18 protein-coding genes are annotated in these 19,493 nt (G+C 74.2%); 3 read left to right on the top strand and 15 right to left on the bottom strand.

Going from position 1 to position 19,493, the window contains the following annotated elements; genetic code table 11:
* Positions 1 to 202: 202 nt before the first annotated feature.
* From QWU11_RS43120 to QWU11_RS43060, 13 genes are all read right to left on the bottom strand, one after another.
* The gene (locus QWU11_RS43120) at positions 203 to 637 is read right to left on the bottom strand and encodes a hypothetical protein (RefSeq protein WP_290120382.1); all 435 of its coding nucleotides are present in this window, start codon (positions 635 to 637) and stop codon (positions 203 to 205) included.
* Positions 638 to 689: 52 nt separating this feature from the next.
* Positions 690 to 1,781: a lysylphosphatidylglycerol synthase transmembrane domain-containing protein gene (locus QWU11_RS43115; RefSeq protein ID WP_290120381.1), complete on the bottom strand. Its 1,092-nt coding sequence runs from the start codon at positions 1,779 to 1,781 to the stop codon at positions 690 to 692.
* Between the two features lie 169 nt (positions 1,782 to 1,950).
* Entirely contained in the window at positions 1,951 to 2,769 is an 819-nt protein-coding gene (locus QWU11_RS43110) for a CoA ester lyase (protein WP_290120380.1), read from the bottom strand.
* A 1-nt stretch (position 2,770) separates the two neighbouring features.
* The gene (locus QWU11_RS43105) at positions 2,771 to 3,958 is read right to left on the bottom strand and encodes a CoA transferase (protein ID WP_290120379.1); all 1,188 of its coding nucleotides are present in this window, start codon (positions 3,956 to 3,958) and stop codon (positions 2,771 to 2,773) included.
* The gene (locus tag QWU11_RS43100; protein ID WP_290120378.1) at positions 3,955 to 5,559 is read right to left on the bottom strand and encodes an SUMF1/EgtB/PvdO family nonheme iron enzyme; all 1,605 of its coding nucleotides are present in this window, start codon (positions 5,557 to 5,559) and stop codon (positions 3,955 to 3,957) included. Before QWU11_RS43100 ends, QWU11_RS43105 begins: the two co-directional genes overlap by 4 nt.
* On the bottom strand, positions 5,556 to 6,890 hold the full coding sequence (locus tag QWU11_RS43095; protein ID WP_290120377.1) for an ADP-ribosylglycohydrolase family protein: 1,335 nt from the start codon (positions 6,888 to 6,890) through the stop codon (positions 5,556 to 5,558). Before QWU11_RS43095 ends, QWU11_RS43100 begins: the two co-directional genes overlap by 4 nt.
* Complete coding sequence (locus tag QWU11_RS43090) at positions 6,887 to 8,023, bottom strand: ADP-ribosylglycohydrolase family protein (RefSeq protein ID WP_290120376.1); 1,137 nt, start codon at positions 8,021 to 8,023, stop codon at positions 6,887 to 6,889. Before QWU11_RS43090 ends, QWU11_RS43095 begins: the two co-directional genes overlap by 4 nt.
* Positions 8,020 to 9,042, bottom strand: coding sequence for an ADP-ribosylglycohydrolase family protein (locus tag QWU11_RS43085; protein WP_290120375.1), 1,023 nt, complete (start codon positions 9,040 to 9,042; stop codon positions 8,020 to 8,022). Before QWU11_RS43085 ends, QWU11_RS43090 begins: the two co-directional genes overlap by 4 nt.
* A gap of 13 nt (positions 9,043 to 9,055) precedes the next feature.
* Positions 9,056 to 10,036: an ADP-ribosylglycohydrolase family protein gene (locus tag QWU11_RS43080; RefSeq protein ID WP_290120374.1), complete on the bottom strand. Its 981-nt coding sequence runs from the start codon at positions 10,034 to 10,036 to the stop codon at positions 9,056 to 9,058.
* A complete protein-coding gene (locus tag QWU11_RS43075) occupies positions 10,033 to 11,337 on the bottom strand; it encodes a sugar ABC transporter substrate-binding protein (RefSeq protein WP_290120373.1) in 1,305 nt (434 codons plus the stop codon). Before QWU11_RS43075 ends, QWU11_RS43080 begins: the two co-directional genes overlap by 4 nt.
* A gap of 13 nt (positions 11,338 to 11,350) precedes the next feature.
* Positions 11,351 to 12,172, bottom strand: coding sequence for a carbohydrate ABC transporter permease (locus QWU11_RS43070; protein ID WP_290120372.1), 822 nt, complete (start codon positions 12,170 to 12,172; stop codon positions 11,351 to 11,353).
* Positions 12,173 to 12,257: 85 nt separating this feature from the next.
* Complete coding sequence (locus tag QWU11_RS43065) at positions 12,258 to 13,154, bottom strand: sugar ABC transporter permease (RefSeq protein WP_290120371.1); 897 nt, start codon at positions 13,152 to 13,154, stop codon at positions 12,258 to 12,260.
* Positions 13,151 to 14,155, bottom strand: coding sequence for a LacI family DNA-binding transcriptional regulator (locus QWU11_RS43060; RefSeq protein ID WP_290120370.1), 1,005 nt, complete (start codon positions 14,153 to 14,155; stop codon positions 13,151 to 13,153). The genes QWU11_RS43065 and QWU11_RS43060 overlap by 4 nt, the downstream gene beginning before the upstream one ends.
* A gap of 204 nt (positions 14,156 to 14,359) precedes the next feature.
* On the opposite strand from QWU11_RS43060, the gene QWU11_RS43055 reads away from it, so the two are divergent.
* Genes QWU11_RS43055 through QWU11_RS43045 form a run of 3 tightly spaced genes read left to right on the top strand, consistent with a single transcriptional unit; the run spans position 14,360 to position 16,432 of the window.
* On the top strand, positions 14,360 to 15,040 hold the full coding sequence (locus QWU11_RS43055; RefSeq protein ID WP_290120369.1) for an NAD(P)-binding domain-containing protein: 681 nt from the start codon (positions 14,360 to 14,362) through the stop codon (positions 15,038 to 15,040).
* A 44-nt stretch (positions 15,041 to 15,084) separates the two neighbouring features.
* Positions 15,085 to 15,468, top strand: coding sequence for a TIGR03618 family F420-dependent PPOX class oxidoreductase (locus QWU11_RS43050; protein ID WP_290120386.1), 384 nt, complete (start codon positions 15,085 to 15,087; stop codon positions 15,466 to 15,468).
* 31 nt (positions 15,469 to 15,499) lie between these two features.
* The gene (locus QWU11_RS43045; RefSeq protein WP_290120368.1) at positions 15,500 to 16,432 is read left to right on the top strand and encodes a DUF5996 family protein; all 933 of its coding nucleotides are present in this window, start codon (positions 15,500 to 15,502) and stop codon (positions 16,430 to 16,432) included.
* Here the strand turns inward: QWU11_RS43045 and QWU11_RS43040 are convergent.
* Together QWU11_RS43040 and QWU11_RS43035 are read right to left on the bottom strand one after the other, a co-directional pair.
* Entirely contained in the window at positions 16,410 to 17,609 is a 1,200-nt protein-coding gene (locus QWU11_RS43040; RefSeq protein WP_290120367.1) for an MFS transporter, read from the bottom strand. The genes QWU11_RS43045 and QWU11_RS43040 overlap by 23 nt on opposite strands.
* A complete protein-coding gene (locus tag QWU11_RS43035) occupies positions 17,606 to 19,471 on the bottom strand; it encodes a glycosyltransferase (protein ID WP_290120366.1) in 1,866 nt (621 codons plus the stop codon). Before QWU11_RS43035 ends, QWU11_RS43040 begins: the two co-directional genes overlap by 4 nt.
* Between the last annotated feature and the right edge of the window lie 22 nt (positions 19,472 to 19,493).

Here is a 19,493-nt window from a genome sequence, read left to right as displayed (position 1 = left end):
CGCCGCACCCACCCCTCAAGCGCAGCCCGCTCCTCATCGGTCAATAACAACTCGGCCTTCGGCCGCCCTGTACGCGCCACCCACCGAGCCTACACATATAAACAGAAATTAAGACTCAGGACACTAGGCCGTCCCGGCGCGCCGGCCCTCGCCCGGACGGACGAACTTCCCCCGCCGGAACGTTCACCCTCCGGGTGTAGGGCTACATCCCGCGATGCACGGCGGGGACGGCCCGCCGGTGCCTGGCCTGGTGGACGACCAGCGCCAGGAGTACGGCGGCGATGATGAGCGAGGCGCCGGCGGTGCCGTACCCGAGGCCGCCCTTGACCACGGGTTTGCCGAAGAGGTCTCCGGCGGTGGCGCCGAGCGGGCGGGTCAGCACGAACGCGATCCAGAACAGCAGCGCGGTGGAGACCGGGTTGAGCCACCTGGCGGTGAGGACGAGGGCGAGCAGGGCGCTGATCAGCAGGGCGCCGCCGCCGAAACCGAGGTGGGCGTCATCGGCGAGGAAGTCGCCCAGGGAGGTGCCGAGCGTGTTGGAGAACAGGATCGCCGTCCAGTAGAGCAGCTCGCCGGGCAGGTCCGTGACCAGCCTGACGTCGAACGGCCGGCCGGTGGCCTTCCAGAGCGCGAACACCGCGGCGAGCGCGGCGCGTGACCGCTCCCCCTGGCACGCGGCCGGAGCCGGGTCAGATGATGCGGCGGCGCAGGAGCACGGCGAACATGCCGGCGGCCGGCAGCAGCGGCAGCCAGACGGTGATCATCCGGTAGCCCAGCACCGTGCCGACCGCCACCGTGGACGAGGCGCCCGCCGCGACCAGGCCGGTGACCAGCGCCACGTCCAGCCCGCCGATTCCCCCCGGCGACGGGACGACGGCCGCCAGCGAGGACACGCCCAGATAGACCACCACGACGGTGCCGATCGTCATGGGCACCCCGAGGCCGCGCAGGATCGAGAACAGGATGAGCGCGTGGAAGAACGGCAGGGCGACCGACCCCAGCCACAGCGCCGCCGCCCGGCCCGGATGCCGCAGCACGGCTCTGAGCTCGCCCATCTCCCGCGCCATGCGGGTCAGCGCCGTCGCGGGCCGTACGGCGCGGCGGCCCAGCCACCGTCTCGGCCCCCGCAGCGTCAGGGCGAGCACGGCCAGCGCCCCGAGTGCGCCGATCACCAGCGCCGAGCCCGGCCCGGGGTGCGGCAGCGCCTCGGCGGGCCGCGGCACCCGGGCGCCGAGCCGGTGGAGCGTGCCCGGGGCGACCACGACGGCGCCCGCCAGCAGCGCGAGGTGGGTCAGGCCGGTCGCCAGGGAGTTCAGCCCGACGGCGCCGACGGCGGCGCCGCGGCTGATCCCGTGACGTTGCAGGAAGCGCACGTTGACCGCCATGGCCCCCGAGCCGGCGGGCATCAGGTGGTTGGCGAAGGACGCGGCCATCTGCACCGCGAACACTCGCCCGAGCGGGGGGCGTACCGGCAGCGTGCCGAGCAGCGACACCGTGCCGGCGATCCACATCGCCACGGTGGCGAGTGCGGCGACGGCCAGCCACTCGCCGTCCGCGCCGGCCAGGCTGCTGCCGCCGGCGTCGACGGCCGCGCGATGCGTGATGCCCAGCGCGACGACGGCCCCGGCGACGGCCACGCCGAGCAGCACCTTGGCGGCCGAGGAGGACACGATCGCGGCACGCCCGGCCTCCGCCGGCGGGACGAAAGGACCGTCGACGGCCGCGCGGAGATACGCCTCGTCCTGCCGATCCATCGCGCAACCGCCGAGGGATTCGCGCACGCCGGTCCCACCTCCATGCCGCAGCCCCGGTGCACGGCCATGATCGGGCTTCCCCCGTGACCCGAACCCGGCCGATTACCACGCGGATGGTAGCGGCCGCCGGGGATCAGCGCCGTGCACTCGGCGGAACGCGTGCGTGACGTCTGCCTGTCACCGAGATGTCTCCGGATCAGGCCGGGGGTTCGGGGCCGGCCTCGGCGAGGAGGCGTTCGGCCTGGCGGGCCACTGCCGCGTCGACGAAACCGCCGTCCTCCAGGGCGAACGCGCCCGTGTCCTCCGCCGACGCGAAGGCCGCCAGGACGCGGCGTGCGGCGGCGAGTTCGGTCTCGTCCGGGCGGTACGCCTCCGCGATCACCGGTAGCTGGGCCGGGTGGATCGCCGCCCGGCCGCGGAAGCCCAGGGACCGGCCCAGGCGGCAGGAGATCGCCAGGCCCTCCAGGTCGGCGATGTCCGCGTACACCGACTGGACCGGGGCCGGCAGGCCCGCCGCGCGCGCCGCGACCACCACGCGTGAGCGCGGCCACGTGAGCGCCGTCTCGTCGGCCACCCCCAGGTCCGCGCGCAGGTCGGCCTCGCCCAGGCCGATGCTCGCCACGGCCGGATGGGCGGACGCGATCTCGTACGCGCGCTCCACCCCCAGTGCCGACTCCAGCAGCGGGTGCAGCGCGGCGCCCGGGGCCGACGCCGCCGCCTCGCGTACCTGCCCGGCCGACTCGACCTTCGGCAGCCGTACGCCCTCGGTCGCGGTCAGCAGGGGCCCGAGCGCGGCCAGGTCGGCGCGGCCCTCCGGCGTCCGCAGGTCGTTGACCCGCACCTGCAGCGGACGCGGCGGGGACGCGATCAGCAGGGACACGGCCTCCCTCGCGGCCTCCTTGTGCGCGGGCGCCACGGCGTCCTCCAGGTCGAGGACGACCACGTCCGCGCGGGACCGGAGCGCCTTGTCCACCCGGCCGGGGCGGTCGGCGGGGACGTACAGCAGCGTCGGCATCTCAGATCACGCCCCGCTCCCGCAGGCCCGCGACGTCGTCCGCGGTGAGGCCGAGCGCGCCGAGGACCCGGTCGGTGTCCGCGCCGTGGGAACGCCCGGTCCAGCGCACCGCGCCGGGCGTCTCCGAGAGCCGGAACAGGACGTTCTGCATGCGTACGGGGCCCAGGTCGGGATCGTCCACGGTGGTGATCGCCTCCAGCGCGGCGAGTTGGGGGTCGGCCATGATGTCGGCCACGTCGTAGATCGGGGCGACGGCCGCCTCGGCCTTCTCGAACTCCTCCAATACCTCGGCGCGGGTCCGCGATCCCACCCACCCGGCGACGGCCGCGTCCAGCTCGTCGGCGTGCGCGGCCCGGCCGGCGCCGGTGGCGAACCACGGCTCGGCGAGGTACTCGGGCCGGCCGACGAGCCGCATCACGCGTTCGGCGATGCTCTGCGCCGACGTCGAGACCGCGACCCACGCGCCGTCGGCGCAGCGGTAGGTGTTGCGCGGCGCGTTGTTCAGCGACCGGTTCCCGGTACGCGGCGGGACGAGGCCGAGCTGGTCGTACGCGGTGGGCTGGCCGCCGAGCACGCTGAGGATCGGCTCGATGATCGACAGGTCGACCACCTGGCCGGTGCCGCTCGTCTCCCGCGCCCGCAGGGCGGTCATCACGGCGTACGCGGTGGCCAGCGCCGCGATGCCGTCGGCGAGGCCGAACGGCGGCAGCGTCGGCGGGCCGTCCGGCTCACCCGTCATCGCGGCGAAGCCGCTCATCGCCTCGGCGAGCGTCCCGAAGCCCGGCCGCCGCGCGTACGGGCCGAACTGGCCGAACCCGGTGACCCGCGCGAGCACGAGCCCGGGGTTGGCCGCGCGCAGCCGCTCGTAGGACAGGTTCCAGCGTTCGAGGGTGCCGGGCCGGAAGTTCTCGACGATCACGTCGGCGTCGCGGGCCAGGGTGAGCAGGAGGTCCTGCCCGTCGGCGGAGGACAGATCCAGGGTGATCGTCTGCTTGTTGCGGCCGAGCATCTTCCACCACAGCCCGACCCCGTCCTTGGCCGCTCCGTGCCCGCGCGACGGATCGGGCCGGCGCGGGTGCTCGACCTTGATGACCTCGGCGCCGAAGTCGCCGAGGAACATCGCGGCCATCGGCCCGGCGAACAGCGTCGCGACGTCGAGGACGCGGACACCCTCCAGGGGCGCGCTCATAGGGGCTCCTCCAGGTCGGCGGCGCACCGGAACCCGATGGCCGCGGATCGTTCGATCGCGGGGTGGGCGCGCAGCAGTTTCAGCGTGTGCTCCGGCGTGCGGACGCCGTCGTCGGCGTACCACTCCGAGCCGGTGACGGCCCGCTCCGGGCCGCCCTTCAGGAACACGGAACGGGTGCGGCCGTCCGTGTGCTCGCTCTCGGTCCAGTTCCAGACCGTGGCGCGCGGCGCGGCCGCCTGCCACTCGTCCTCGGTCGGCAGCCGCAGCCCCGCCCAGGCCGCGTACGCGCGGGCGTCGTCCAGGTCGACGCAGGTCACGGCGGCGTCCGGCAGCGTGTCGCGGTCACGGTCGAGGAAGCGCCCGAGATGGCGCGGGACGTACCCGCTCGCCTGGACGAACGTCTCGTACTCGGCGTTCGTCACCTCCCGTACGGCCACGGCGGCGGCCCGCAGCCGGCCGCGCCTGCGTACGGTCCGGATCGCGTGCAGGCCGGGCGGCAGCGGCTTCCACGCGTCCACGTACGGCGCCCCGCCGTCGAAACCGCATTCGCGGACGCGGTGGGTGACCGTCGGCTCATGGAGGCCCGGCGCCAGGCGGACCGCAGGCCCCGGATCGCCGTACGCCACCGGCGCCGGGACACGTGTAAGGGGGCGCGCGGGAAAGGCCGTGTCGTCGCTCCAGCGCGGCGGCGTGCCGCCCGGCTCGGTCACCACGGCCGCGACGCCGCGCGCCGGGACACTCCCGTACCCGCCGGGCAGCGCGCGGTCGCGGGCGTTCCAGCCGACCCAGGAGCCGAAGACATTCTCCCAGACCAGGACACCGCAGCCGTTCATCCACGCGGAGTGCGGCTCGGCCGAGTGGTCGCGGTGCCAGCGGCGGGTGTGGTGGAGCATGTGCCGGCGCTCGTACCACTTGGTGCGCAGCACCCCGGGCGCCGCGGAGTCCCCGAACCACTGCGCCCACGACATCGCGTGGCTCCCGACGCCGCCCAGAGGCACCGCCGACTCGCTCTCCAGCGCCACACCGGGGCCGAGCGCGGCGCGCAGGGCCGGGCCGCCCTCGCGCATGGTGTCGAGGAAGACCCCGTCGGCGCCGAGGCCGGCGACGAGCGCGGCGAGCGTCTCGGCGTGCGGCTCTCCCCCGGCGGCCCAGGGGTTGTAGTCCAGCAGGACCCGTACGCCGCGGCGGCGCAGGGCCGCGACCAGCTCGGCGAGGCCGGGCACGTCGCGGTAGAAGCGGAACTGGTCGCGCCCGTCGAGCCCGATCACCGGGTACGCGTGCCAGAGCACGACCGCGTCGTAGCCGCCGAACTCCCGGACGCCGTGGCGCAGGAACTCCCCGGGCGTGAACACGCCGCGCGCGGCGTCGTACAGGGTCTCGTCCCACAGCCACGCCACGCAGACCGCGAAGCAGCCGCGCGTCCAGGCCGGGTACTGCGGCGCCGGGCGTACCGCCCGATCCCGCCACCGCGTCAGGGCCGCGCGCCACGCGGGCCGGTCGCCCGGGTCGTCCGGCGCGGCGAAGATCTTGGCCGTGCCGAGAACCGACAGGTCCGCGCCGTCCCCGAGCGGAACGCGCGTGGGGCGGTCCTCGGGTCTCACGGCCGCAGGGCCGCCGTACGGGCGGCGAGATCGCCGATGCGCACGCCGTCGAAGCCGGTCAGGCTGCTGGCGATCCGGTCGCGCAGCGGGCCGGTCCACGGCGCGGGGATGCCCGAGGCCCCGAGGAGGGCGCCGGCGACCGAGCCGACGGTGGCGCCGTCGGAGTCGGTGTCCCAGCCTCCCGCGACGGCCGCCGCGACGGTGCGGGTGAAGTCGCCGTCCCCGTGCGCGAGGGCGGCCGCGACCAGGGCCGCGTTGTTGACCGAGTGCACCCAGTGCAGCCCGGCGTGCCGTTCGTGCAGGCCGTCGAGGACGCGGTCGAGGTCGCTCCCGGCGCGCGCCGAGGCGACGGCGTCGTCGACCGCGCGGGCCATGCGCGAGCCCTCGGGCAGCACCGAACGGCCCGCCCGCAGGACCTCCTCCGGAGACGTGGCGACCAGGGCGGCGGCGCACAGTGCCGCGGCGAACATCGCGCCGTACACGCCGTTGGCCGTGTGGCTGAGGCGGGCGTCCCGGTGCGCCATCGCCGCCGCCGTCGCCGGGTCTCCCGGGTTGACCCAGCCGTAGACGTCGGCGCGGATCTGCGCGCCGATCCACTCGCGGAACGGGTTGCGGTACGTCGCGGTGCGCGGTGGTTCGAGGCCCAGCAGCAGGTTCCGGTACGCGACGCGCTCGGCGGTGAAGACCCGTCCGGCGGGCAGTTCGTCCAGCCACGCCTGCGCGACGTCGTCGGTGGTGAAGCCGCGTCCGTGCCGCTCCAGCAGGGCCAGGGCCAGCATCGGGAAGTTGAGGTCGTCGTCCTCGGGCGTGCCGTCGATGTTCTCGGCGAGGCTGTTCGGCGCGCTGCGGCGGTTCCACGGCCAGCGGGCCGCGATCTCCTCCGGCAGGCCGCGCCCGGTGAACCAGCCGCGGATCGGCCAGTTGCCGGTGGCCTCGGCGATCTCCCGGATACCCTCGCGCGGGATCTTCTCGACCGGCTTGCCGAGTACGCAGCCCGCCGCGCGGCCGAGCCAGGCGCCGTGCAGCCGGTCCTCGGCCACGGCGGCCGGGGTGGCGGAGGGCCAGCCGGGGCAGGCCGCGACGATCTCGGCCAGCCCGGTCGGCTCGTCCAGTGGCGACTCCATCGTGTCCAGCTCGGCGAGGAGATCCTCGGCCAGGCCGCGCAACTCCGGCGTCGCCGTACGGGGGGAGGCCCCGGCGCGCGGCGGCGCGTCGTGCCCGCCTGCGGCGTGCCAGCGCTCCGCGACCGCGGAGGCGTCGCGGCCGTCCTGCGCCGCCTGGCGCAGCTCGTGCCCGACGAGGTCCTCCGGCTGAACCCAGGTCAGCCTCATCCCAGCAGCCCCCCGAACGCGCGCTCGTGCTCGCGCCGCCGCGCGACGTCCGCCGCGTGCACGCGCTCGGCCACCGCCGCGATCGCCAGGCCGGGCGCCTCCAGGTCCATCCGGCTTCCGGCGGCGACCTCCTCGCGCCAGGCGGCGGGCACGGCCTCGACTCCGCCCAGGGCACCGGCGACCGCGCCGCCCATGCTCGCGATCGAGTCCGCGTCGCGGCCGTAGTTGACCGCGCCGAGCACGGTGTCGCGGTAGTCCCCCTTCGCGACCAGCAGGAAGGCGAGGGCGAGCGGCAGCTCCTCGATGCTGTGGACGCGGCTCGGCCGGCGCGCGCCCATCCCCTGGTCGCGGTAGGTGTCGGCCACCGTGTCGTACGGGCGGATCGCCTCCCGCAGCGCCTCGAAGGAGCCCTCCCAGTGCGTGTGGGCGCGTGCGCGCTCACAGACCGCCTCGATCGCGGCGCGGGTCCCGTCCCTGGCGAGCCGGAGCGCCGCGGCGACGACCGAGTCCGGCGTCGCGCCGGGGCGCATCGCCTCGGCGACCGAGGCCGCGAAGACGCCCGCCGCCTCCCGCCCGTAGCTGGACTGGTGCGCTCCGGCCAGCTCGATCGCCTCGGCGTACGCGCCGTCCGGGTCGGCCGCGTTGACGACGCCGACCGGCGCCATGTACATCGCGGCGCCGCAGTTGACGATGTTCCCGACCCCGGCCTCACGCGGGTCCACGTGGCCGTAGTGCAGCCGCAGGACCAGCCACTTCTCGGCCAGGAAGACGCGCTGCAGCGGAAGCGCCTCGGCGTCCATGTCGGGGATCCAGCGCCGCTCCCCCATCATCTCGGGCACGAGGTGCTCCGCGGCGGCGTACGCGTCGAGGTGGCCGCCGGCCCGCTCGTACACCCGGACCAGCGCGTGCGTCATGAGGGTGTCGTCGGTGATGTGCCCGTCGCCCTTGTGGTACGGCGCGATGGGCCGGGCGTTGGGCCAGTCCTCGAAGTACGGGGGTACGACGCCGGTGACCCAGCCGTCGTAGCGCGTACGGATCTGCTCCGGGGTCCACCCCTCGGTGGCCCCGCCCAGCGCGTCCCCGACCGCCGCGCCGGCGATCGCGCCCACGGCCTTGTCCTGCAGCGGCGTCATTGCTTTCCCTCCTTGGAGGCGTGCCCGGCGAATCCGGGCGCGCCGAGTCGATCCGCGACGGCCACGATGTCCGTGCCGGCCAGATCGGGCAGGCAGCAGCCGGCCAGTACGCGGGTGGCGTCCCGCCAGCTCTCCGGCAGGGCCGCGTAGCCGGTGATGGCGCCGGTCAGCGCGCCCGTCAGCGCCGGCGCCGAGTCGGCCAGCGACGCGAGACAGGCGGCGGCCGGCACGGCGCGGCTCAGGTCGCCGCCGGAGGCCCGGGTCAGCGCCAGCGCCACCGGAACGGTCTGCGCGGCGGCCAGTCCGTAGCTGTACACGTGGTCCTGCACGGCCACGTCCAGCGCCGGGACCACGGCGAAGGGGTCCCCGGGGACCTCCAGCGCGTCGAGCGCCGCCCGCCGGATCGCGGTTCCGTCCGGCAGCGCACCCAGCCCGGCGGCCACGACCGCGTCCGCGGATCCGCCCGCCACCGCGACGGCGACCGCGGCGGCCATCGCGGCCGCCCCGTGCACGCCGTCCTCGGCATTGGTGATCTCCGCGTCGGCGCGGGCGGCCCGTACCGCGGCCTCCGGGTCGCCCGGGAACGCCGCACCGAACGCGACCGCGCGTACGGCCGCGGCGTCGTCGAAGAAGTGCGGGTTGTCGTGGCCGCTGGCCGGCGGCTCGGTGCCGCGCGCCAGGTTGTCCAGCGCCGTACGGACCGAGACGCGGGCACGTACGCCCTCGTCGAGCGCCGCGAAGGCGGCCCGGCGGTCGTCGTGCAGCGTGCGCGCGGTCCAGGCCAGCCACTCCGCGTCGTCGGAGGGGCCGATCGCCAGCGGGGCGACCGGCTGGTTCAGCGCGAACGGCACCGGCAGCGCCGTGAGACGGTGCTCCTCGGCGAAGGCGTCCAGCTCGCGGCCCAGCCGCCGCGTCCACGGCGCGAGCAGCGCCCATCGATGGCGCGCGGCCGGCCAGCCGGCCGCGTCCCCGATGGCCAGGCCCGCGAAGGCGCCCCGCACCCGATCCCCCGATGACATGCGTCTTCTCCTCTCAGCGCCGCCGCGTCAGAGCGTCGGCGACGTCGCGTACGTCACGGCCCGCGACGGACGGCAGGCAGGTGCCGAGGGCGGGGCCGATGGCCCGCGCCCAGCGTCCGGGCACGCCGCCCTCCCCCCGGCCGGCGCCGGCGAGCGCGCCCGCGATGGCCGCGGTCGTGTCGGCGTCCCGGCCCAGGCTCACCGCGGTGACCACGGAGTCCTCCACGTCGCCGCCCCCGGTCAGGTACGCGGCGAACGCGAGCGCGACCGCCTCCGGCGCCAGGTCGGTCCACGGGTAGTGCCGCGTGACCACCGCGTCGTGCAGGCGGCGGGCCAGGTCCTCGCGCGTGCCCGCGATCCGGATCGCCGCGCCGAGGCTGCGGGCGGTCCAGGAGTCCGCCGGGACCGCGTCCAGGCCCGCCGAGACCACGTCCCACGGAGCCGCGCCGGTCATCGCGACCGCGACCGCGGCGGCGACGGCGCGACCCCCGTGCGCGCCCTCGCCGCTCTGGCTGACCGCCCCGTCGACCGCCGCGAGCCGTGCCGCCTCGTCCGGGTCGCCCGCGGCGAACACCCCGTACGGCGCGGCGCGCATCGCCAGGCCGTCCGACCAGCCGTGCCGGTGCGACAGCCCGGTCATCGGCGGCTCCAGCCCCCGCCGGAGCGCCTCGATCGTGCCCAGCTCGGAGAAGCCCGCGCCCTTCATCGGCCCGGCGATCGGCAGGAGCTGCTCCCGGTACGTACGGGCCACGTCCGCGCTGGTCAGCGCCGACCCGTACGTCTCCAGAAGCATTCCCACGAAGATCGCGTACTCGGTGTCGTCGGTGCCCGCCGCCGTACCGTCCGGGCCGGGTTCCAGCTCGGTGAGACGGCCCCAGCGGCGGGTGATCTCCTCCGGGGTGAGGTTCTCCGCCGGCCGCCCGAGAGCGTCGCCGGCCGCCAGGCCGAGCAGGCACCCTCGGGCGCGGTCACGGAGTGTCGGTTGCTCGATCAATGCTCGTATCTCGCCAGGACCTTGTCGCCGTCACCGGTCAGCTTCTGCGCGAGCTGGTCGATGCTGATCTTGTTGGCGAAGTACGACTGCAGCGCCGGCGTCGCCACCTTGGTCTTGAACTCGTCGTACCCGTTCACCTTCAGGTACGGCGCCAGGATGAGACTCTTCGCCGAGGCCGTGGCCACGTCCCAGCCGTCCTTGGCCGTGGTCAGCGACGGATCCTTGGCGGCCGTCGCGCTCGTCGGGATCAGCCAGTCGCCCTTGGCCAGCTCCACCTGGTGCTGCCCGCCCAGGAACCAGCTGATGAACTTGACCGACTCCTTGGGGTGCTTGCTGTCGGCGGCGACGGACAGCGTCTGGGAGATCGCGCCCTCCTGTGTCGTCTGCCCCTTGAGCGGCGGGATCGTGACCCACTGGAAGTTCTTGGGCGCCTGCTCGACGACCTGCTGCCGCATGTAGATGCTGGCCGGCAGCATGGCGTACTTGCCCGCGTAGAAGCCCGGGAGCGGGTCGGCGGTGCCCATGCCCAGCGCCGAGGGGTCGGCGCTCTTGTCCTTGTAGAGCTGGTCGTGGATCCGCTGCAGCACCTCGCGCTCCTGCGGGCCCACCTTGACCGTCGTCTTGCCGCCCGAGGTCTGGAAGAAGGTGCCGCCGAAGTTCAGCGCGAGGTTGAGCACGCGGTTCACCGGGGCCTTGAGCGCCCACGCGACGCCGAACCGCTTGCCGGTCGTCAACTTCTTGGCGACCTGCTGGTACTGGTCCCACGTCCACGGGTTCGCGACGGTCGGGACCGGCACGCCGGCGTCGTCGAGCATCTTCTTGTTGGCCAGGATGACCTGCGACTCCTGCAGGAACGGAACACCGTAGATCCCCTGGTCGCCGCCGCCCTGGCCGGCGAAGGTCGCGGTGCCCCAGGCGGCCGGCGGGATGTCGTTCTTCAGGCCGGCCGGGATGAGCTTGGTCAGGTCGGTCAGGTAGCCCTGGCTCGCGAAGCCGGCCAGCGCGGAGGAGTCGTCGTGGATGACGTCCGGCGGGTCGCCTCCCTCGAAGGAGGTGACGAGCTGGTCGTTGACGTTGTCCCAGCTCCCCTGGATGTACTGCACCTGGATGCCGGGGTTGGCCGTGTTCCACTCGGCGACGAGCCGCTTGTTCGCGGCGAGCGAGTCCTTCTGCCAGGCCAGGCTCAGGAACTTGAGTTTGACCGGTTTGCCGGAGTCGCTGCCGCCGCCGGAACACCCGGCGGTCAGGCCGATCACGGCGGCCGCGGCGACCGCGACCACGGAACGAAGACTGCGACGCATGGACACCTCCTGGTTAACCCTTGACGGCGCCGGCCGTGAGCCCCGAGCGGAGCCGGCGTTGGATGATGGCGAAGAAGACGAGGCTGGGGATGGTGGCGAGCAGCGACGCCGCCGCCAGCGGGCCGAGCCGGGCGGCCTGCTCGGCGCCGGTGAACTTCACGAGCGTGAGCGGCAGGGTCGCCTTGCCGGGGTCCTTGAGGATCACGAGGGCGAAGAAGAACTCGTTCCACGAGGAGATGAAGGCGAACAGCAGGGCGGCGACCACGCCCGGAGCCAGCAGCGGGGCGATCACCCGTACGAGCGTCCGCACCCGGCCCGCGCCGTCGACCGCCGCCGCCTCCTCCAGCTCACGCGGCACGCCGCGGACGTAGCCCTGCAACATCCACAGCGCGAACGGCAGGACGAACGTCACGTGCACGAGGACCAGGCCGGGCAGCGTGTTCACCAGGTCCAGCCGCCGCAGGATCAGGAACAGCGGGATGATGATCAGCATCACCGGGAACACCTGGCTGACCAGCACCCACCCGATCGCCACCCGGCCCAGGAACGACCGGCGGCGGGCCAGCGCGTACGCCGCCGGCAGCGCGATCACCACCGTGATGACCGCCACCGAGACCGCGACGACCAGGCTGCGCAGCGCGCTACCGGCCAGATCCTGCGTGCTGAAGGCGTCGCTGAAGTTGCGCAGCGTCGGGTGGTGCGGGATCCAGCGCGGGTGCAGCGTCGCCATCTCCCGCTGCGTCTTGAACGACGTCGACAGCAGCCAGAGCAGCGGGAAGACGAGGAAGACCAGGTAACCGAGCAGCGCCAGATACTTGAACGGGCGTGTTCTCATGGTCGCTCACCACTCCTCACTCGCTCCGCGGGCGACCTCGTCCCTCGGTCGCCCACTCCGCTCGCTGCGTCGGGTTCGCTCCCGCTCATGCCCTCTCCCTCATCTGACGCCAGAGGTAGAAGCCGAGGACCGCGAGCACGACGATGGTGATCGCGACGCCGAGCGCCGCCGCGTACCCGAAGAAGCCGTAGCGGAAGGCCTCCTCGTACGCGAAGAGCATCGGCAGCCGCGTCCGGCCGCCCGGCCCGCCCTGCGTCAGCGCGTAGACCATCGCGAACTGGTTGATGTTCCACACGAAGTCCAGTGACGTGATCGCCACGATCACCGGACGGAGCTGCGGAAGTGTCACGTTCCAGAAGCGCCGCCACACTCCGGCGCCGTCGACCGCGGCGGCCTCGTGCAGCTCCTTCGCGACGCCCTGCAGACCGGCCAGCAGGACCACGGTCGTCTGCGGCATCCCCGTCCACACGCCGACGACGATGATCGCCGGCAGGGCGGTGCCGAAATCGTTGAGCCAGTCGACGTTGTGGCCGATGAGGTGCGCGTCCCGCAGCGTCGCGTTGAGGATGCCGGCGTTCGGGTGGTAGACCAGCCGCCACATCAGGCCGATCACGATCGGCGGCATCGCCCACGGCGCCATCGCGAGCGCGCGGGCGAGCCCGCGGAACCTCAGGTCGGAGTTGAGCAGCAGCGCGAGCCCGAGCGCGGCGAGGAACTGAAGCAGCGTGACGCTGACCGCCCAGATCAGCCCGACCTTGAAGGAGGACCAGAAGTCCCCGTCGGCCAGCACGTCGCCGAAGTTCTGCAGCCCCACGAAGGACACGACGGCGTTGCGCCCGCCGCGCGCGTCGGTGAAGGACAGGTAGATCCCGTACAGCAGCGGGGCCACGCTGAAGAACAGCACCGGGACGAGCGCCGGGAGCAGGAGGAGCAGGGCGCCGCGGTCTCGCGGGGCCCGTCGAGTGGCCTGGAGGGCGGTCATGGGTTGCCTCCCGTCGATCCGCGCACCACGAGCCGGGGTTCGACCGTGACGACGCGCGGCTCCGCGCCGCCGTCGGCGAGCCGGTCGAGCATCAGCTCGGCGGCGCGGCGGCCGCGCTCGGCCGAGCCGAGCGCGACGCTGGTGAGCGGGGGCCAGGCCACCGGGGCCAGGTCGGTGTCGTCCGTGCCGACGACGGCCATGTCGTCCGGCACCTTCAGGCCCTCGGCGCGCAGCACGTCCAGCGCGCCGAGCGCGATCAGGTCGTTGGCGCACATGAGGGCGTCCGGGAGCGTACGGGCGAGGAGGCGGCGCGTGGCGGCGGCGCCCTCCTCGCGGTAGAAGTCGCCGATCTCGACGAGGCTCGGGTCGTTCGGCAGGCCCAGCGCGGACAGCGCGTCGGCGTACCCCCGGGCGCGTGCCGCGCCGGGCACCGTGTCGAGCGGGCCGTTGATGAAGCCGATCCGCCGCCGGCCCAGGGCGTACAGGTGGTCGAGGGCGAGCCGCAGCCCGGTGCGCGAGTCCGCCCGTACGTTGTCGACGGGGGTGCCGGCGGGCACCGAGCCGATCACCACGACGGGCGCCCGCGCCTCGGCGAACGCCGCGAGATGGCGCTCGGTGACGCGGAGCGGGCTGATGATGAGGCCGTCCGCGTAGCGCTCGCCCAGCCGCCGCAGGACGTCGAGCTCGTCGTCGATGTCGGCGTCGGTGGAGTGGAGGATGAGGCGGAAGCCCGCGTCCTTCAGGACGGGCTGCATGGCGCGGACCATCGCCACGTACGTCGGGTTCCCGATGTCGGCCATCGCGAACGCGACCTGGTTCGTACGGCTCGACTTGAGCGAGCGCGCCACCGAGTTGGGGACGTAGCCGAGCTCCTCGGCGGCGATCGTGACCCGCCGGACCGTGGCCTCGCTCGTGGGCAGCCCGTTGAGGACGCGCGAGACCGAGGCGATGGAGACGCCCGCGCGCTCGGCGATGGTAGTGATCGTCGGGCCCTGACGCACGGCCACCTCCAGCTCTCGATCAGTGACTCGTAAACGTTTACGGTGACGGAAAGCGTACTGTAAACGTTTACAGGAGGACGGGTTGGAGAGCCGTTCAGGATCTCCGGGAGTGAGAAGTATGAAACCGCCTCGAAACGTTCACGTCAAGAGGGTGGCCTGGTCGGAGGCGGAACACCCGCCGCCCTCCGGGCGTTGGGACGCGTCATGGCGACATTGGGACTCATCGGCAGTGGATACATCGGCGGCACCCTGGCGCGGCTCGCGGTCGCGGCCGGGCTGGACGTCGTACTCAGCAACTCGCGGGGGCCGGAGACCCTCGCCGGACTCGCGTCGGAGATCGGCGCACGAGCGGCGACGGCGGAGGAGGCCGCGGCCGCCGGGGACTGGGTGGTGGTGACCATCCCGTTCAAGGCCTACCCGCAGGTGCCGCAGGCGCCCCTCGCCGGGAAGGTCGTCCTCGACACCGGCAACTACTACCCGCAGCGCGACGGCCAGATCGCGGAGCTGGACGCCGGCACCGCCACGAGCAGTGAGCTCGTCCAGCGGCACCTCGAACGGTCCAGCGTGGTCAAGGTCTTCAACAACATCTACTTCGAGCACCTCCTGTCCCTGGCCCGCCCGTCCGGCGCCCCGGACCGTACGGCGCTGCCGATCGCCGGTGACGACGCCGAGGCGAAGGCGAGCGCGACGTCGCTGCTGGACACGCTCGGCTACGACGTCTTCGACGTGGGCCCGCTCGCGGAGAGCTGGCGTACGGAGCCCGGCACCCCCGTGTACGGCACGCCGTACCTGCTCGACCCCGCCGTCCCCCTCAACGAGGACCCGGGCAACCCGGCCGGCGTGGACAAGATCCGCGACGCGGTGGCCGCCGCCGTACGCGGCTGACCGGTCGCCGCTACGGTAGCGGCGTGGTCAACGGCCCGGAACGGATGAACGCGGACGCCCTGCGGTTCGTGCGGGAGCGTCACCTGGCGACGCTCACCTCACTGCGGCAGGACGGCTCGCCGCACGTGGTGCCGGTCGGTTTCACCTGGGACGGGGAGCTCTGCCTCGCCCGGGTGATCACCGACCGCGCGAGCGTGAAGGCGCGCATCGCCGAAGGCGGCGGGCGCGTGGCGCTGTGCCAGGTCGACGGCCGGCACTGGCTCACGCTGGAGGGAACGAGCACGGTGAACGCCGACCGTACGCGGGTCGCCGAGGCGGTGGCGCGCTACGCCGAGCGCTACCGCACACCGCGCGAGAACCCGACCCGCGTCGTCATCGAGATCGCCGTGGACCGGGTCCTCGCCTCACCGAGCCTGCTCGATCCCTGATGCGGCGTCCGCGAGGGGGAAGGAACGTCTCATGGAACTCTTCCCCTCGATGCCGCTGGCCGGCTGGCAGGACACCAAAGAGACGCTGCACCGGTTCGCCCAGGTGGTCGGCAAGGTCCGGCTCGTCGCGGGACCGCGGCGCAACCACTGGTGGCACGCGCCGTTCCACCTGACCGGGCGCGGCCTGACCACGCGCCCGATGGGGCTGGCCGACGGCAACCCGATCTTCACGATCGACTTCGACCTCGTCGGGCACCGGCTGATCGCCGCCGCGGTCGACGGCAGGGAGGTGTCGTTCCCGCTGCCCGGCAGGTCGGTGGCGTCCTTCTACCGCGAGGTGATGCGCGCCCTGGCGGAGCTGGACGTACGCGTGGAGCTGCCCGTACCCCGGCCGTTCGACCTGCCCGACTCCGGGCGGCCGTTCGCCGACGACACCGAGCACGCCGCGTACGACCCGGTCATGGTCACCCGCTACTGGCAGGTGCTCAGCCAGGTCAACCTGGTGCTGGAGGAGTTCGCCGGCGGGTACTCCGGCAAGGTCAGCCCGGTGCACCACTTCTGGCACACCTTCGACATCGCCTGCACGAGGTTCTCCGGCCGGGTGGCCGACCAGCCGCCGGAGGCCGATCCGGTGACGCGTGAGGCGTACTCCCGTGAGGTGGTCAGCTTCGGGTTCTGGTTCGGCGACGAGGCGTTCCCGGCGCCGGCGTTCTACTCCTACACCGCGCCGGAGCCCGCGGGCCTGGACGGCGAGCCGCTCACGCCCTCCGCCGCCCGGTGGATCGAGCGGCGCGGCTCCCATCTGGCCGTCCTGGGGTACGACGACGCGCGGGCCGAGGCCGATCCGCGTGCCGCCGTTCTCGCCTTCTACGAGAGCGCGTACCAGGCCGGCGCCCGGCTCGCGGGCTGGGACGTCGCCGGGCTCGCCTGCCCGGGCGGGGTCACCGACCCCCGGCCGGGGTGAGACTCCAGCGGCGCAGTGTGAGCGAGCCGGCGCCCAGCACGAGCGCGATCACCGCCAGCACGCCGAACGCCCACCGCAGGCCGGACAGGTCCGCAAGCTGGCCGACCAGGCCCGGGCCGCCGAGCAGGCCGACGTAGGCGATGCCCGACACCGCCGCGACCATCCGTCCCCGCATGGAGGCCGGCACGCGGCGGCCGGCGAAGCCGTACAGCGTCGGCGAGCCCACCGAGATCCCCATCCCGGCCAGGAACAACCCGGCGAGGGCCACGGCCGGGCTCCCGGCCGTGGCCAGCAGCACCGCGCCCGGCGCCGCCGCCAGGCCCGCGCACACCAGCAGCGTCACGTCGCCGACCGTACGGCCGAGGAAGTGTCCCGACATGCGGCCGGCCGCCGCCGCGCCCGCGAAGACCGCCGGGCCGAGGCTGGAGATGGCCGGCGCCGTCTTCAGCACGTCCTCCAGGAAGACCGCGCTCCACTGCTGGAGGCCGCTCTCGACGAGCAGCGCGAGGACGCCCAGCGCACCCGCCACCCACACCAGCCCGCCCGTCCAGACGCCGCGCCCGCCCGCCGCCGCGCCGGGTTCGGGGGCGGCGTGCGTCCCGGCCAGGCCCGCCCACGCGGGGGCGGCCCCGGCGAGGAGCACCAGGCCGAGGGCGGCCAGCGGCCAGCGGGGCGTGAGCCCGGCCGAGCGGGAGGCGCCGAGGATGAGGCTGCCCGACAACAGCCCGAGCGAGAACACCGCGTGGGCGCGGTTGAGCACGCGGCGCCCGGTGGCGGCCTCGGCCGCGACGGCGGCGTGGTTGATGGCCACGTCGAACGCGCCGGAGCAGCCGCCGAAGACGAGCAGCGTGAGGACCAGCGCCGGGCCCGAGGTCACGACCATCGGCAGCGGCGCGGTCACCGCGAACAGCGCCAGCGCGGCCACGAACGCCGGCCGGCCCGCCCGGTCGATCAGGCGGCCGGCGAAGAGCATCGCGGGCAGCGCGGTGAGGCCGACGCACGACAGCGCGGCGCCGAGGAACCCGTCGGAGACGCCGGTGGCGGCCCTGATCGCGGGGATCGCCGCGGCGTACATGCCCCACGTCACGCCGAAGCCGGCGAAGGCCGCCAGCACCACCCACTCGGCGGCGCGGGCGGCGGGCCGCGTGACGTCGCCGACCGGCTCCCGGCCCGTCACCCGAGGTCCGCCGTCGCCGGCAGGGCGCACAGCCACGTGAAGAACTCCGCGTACTCGCCGAGCTGCCGGTCCAGGAGGAAGCGGCGCGCGCAGTGGTCGCGGCCGGCCGCGGCGAGGCGCCCGGCGCGCTCGGTGTCCAGCAGGAGGTCGCGGACCTCCACGCCGAACTCGGTGAGGTCGAGCGGGTCGGCCACCAGGACCCCGGTCCGGCCGTCGATGACCTGCTCGGGGATGGCGCCGACGGCGGGCGCGACGACGGGCCGGTGCTTCCACATGCCCTCGGTGATCGTCAACCCGAACCCCTCCCGGATGCTCTTCTGGGTCACCACGCTCGCCCGTCTCTGCAGAGCATTGACCACGAACGCGGTGCCCTCGAGGTCGTCCCCCGCCGTGGCGACGAGATGGACGCGCTCGCGGATCGCCCGCGGCAGCCGTTCCCGCTGGTCCTGGACACGCTGGAACACCTCGACCCCGCCCGGGTCGTCGGCGATGGCCAGCGGGTCGGGCCCCTGGAGCACGAGGTGGACCCCGGCGACCGACGCCATCTCACCGGCGAACGCCGTGAGCACGCCCTCCATGTCCTTGAGCGTGTCCCAGCGCGACACCTGGAGCACGACGGGCGCGCCGGGCGGGAGCGGCACGTCCTGTTCCACCCGGGCGAGCGCGGCGATCCAGCCGGGCTCCCGCCCCGCCTCGGCGGCCAGGGTGTCCGGCGCCCCCGGCGCGGGCGTCAGGCCGATGCCGTCGAGCACCGTACGGACCTGAGCCGCGTCCAGGTCGCGGTTCTTCGGGGAGTACGGGTCGATCGCGGGCAGGATGACGCGAGTACGCGCCGGGTCGACCCGGGCCGGGATGTAGCGGGGGTGGGAGAACACATAGCCGTCCGGGTCGCGCAGCCACGGGTCCAGGAAGCCCCACGCCTGTTCGGTGTGCACGTCGGTGGTGAGGCTGCCCAGGTGGCACTGCCATACGACGGTCGCGCCGGCGGCGCGCAGGTGCGGGGCCATGCCGAGCGTCTGCGGGTCGTGCAGGACGACCAGGTCGCCGGGGCGGACGAACCCGGCGACGCCCTCCGCGTGCTCCTCGGTGACCCGCGCGTACAGTTCACGCTCCTGCGGGCTGAAGGGCTCGGTGTCGCGGTCGGTGCCGTAGATCTTGAAGTAGATGCGTTTGGTGATCGCGAAGAACTCGGGCGCGGCGTCGGCGACCAGCCACCGCGTGGTGATCCCGGCGATGTTGTGGCGGCGCAGGAAGGCGTAGAGGAGCTCGGCCACACCACCTCCGTCGGAGGTGGAGTTGACGTGCCACACCGTACGGTCGCCGAGCGCGGCGCGGGCGGCGCCGAGGGTCGCGGCGAGGTCGCCCGCCGGGGGTTCGACGGCCGGTGCGCGGCCGGGGTACGGGACGGCGGGGACCTCGAAGACACGTGCGGTGTTCACCAGGTTCTTCCTTCGGGTGAGGTGACAGGGGGGAGTTCCGCGAGGCGCCTCGCCGCGACGGCGATGCTCTCCTCGCGCGGAACCGGACGTCTTCGTGCTCGAAGTGGACGAGGCCCGCGTAGCCTCCGGCGAGCAGGGCGCCGAGCATCCGGGGCCGCGTGCCCGGACGAGACAGCGGCTGGGTGTCGCGGCCGTCGTTGAGGCTGCCGACGGCGATCCCGTGCCGTCGAGCAGGCCGGCGAGCCGCTGCGCGTACGCCGGGTCTTCCAGGGTCGCGACGCCGGGCGGCAGCCGCAGCGTGGAGCCGATGGGCAGGTCGATGACGCCGATGCCGGACGCGCGTTTCGCACCGACCGCGCCCTCGACCGGCCCGTCCCCGGACGCAGCCGCGCGCGACCCCAGCCGGGACACCGCGTCACTCACGGCCGCCTCCCGGCGCGAGGGT

The organism is Actinomadura sp. DC4, from assembly GCF_030406325.1.
Classification (GTDB): Bacteria; Actinomycetota; Actinomycetes; order Streptosporangiales; family Streptosporangiaceae; genus Actinoallomurus.
Note: the sequence above shows the minus strand (reverse complement) of the source record. Positions and strands in the feature narration are given on the sequence as shown.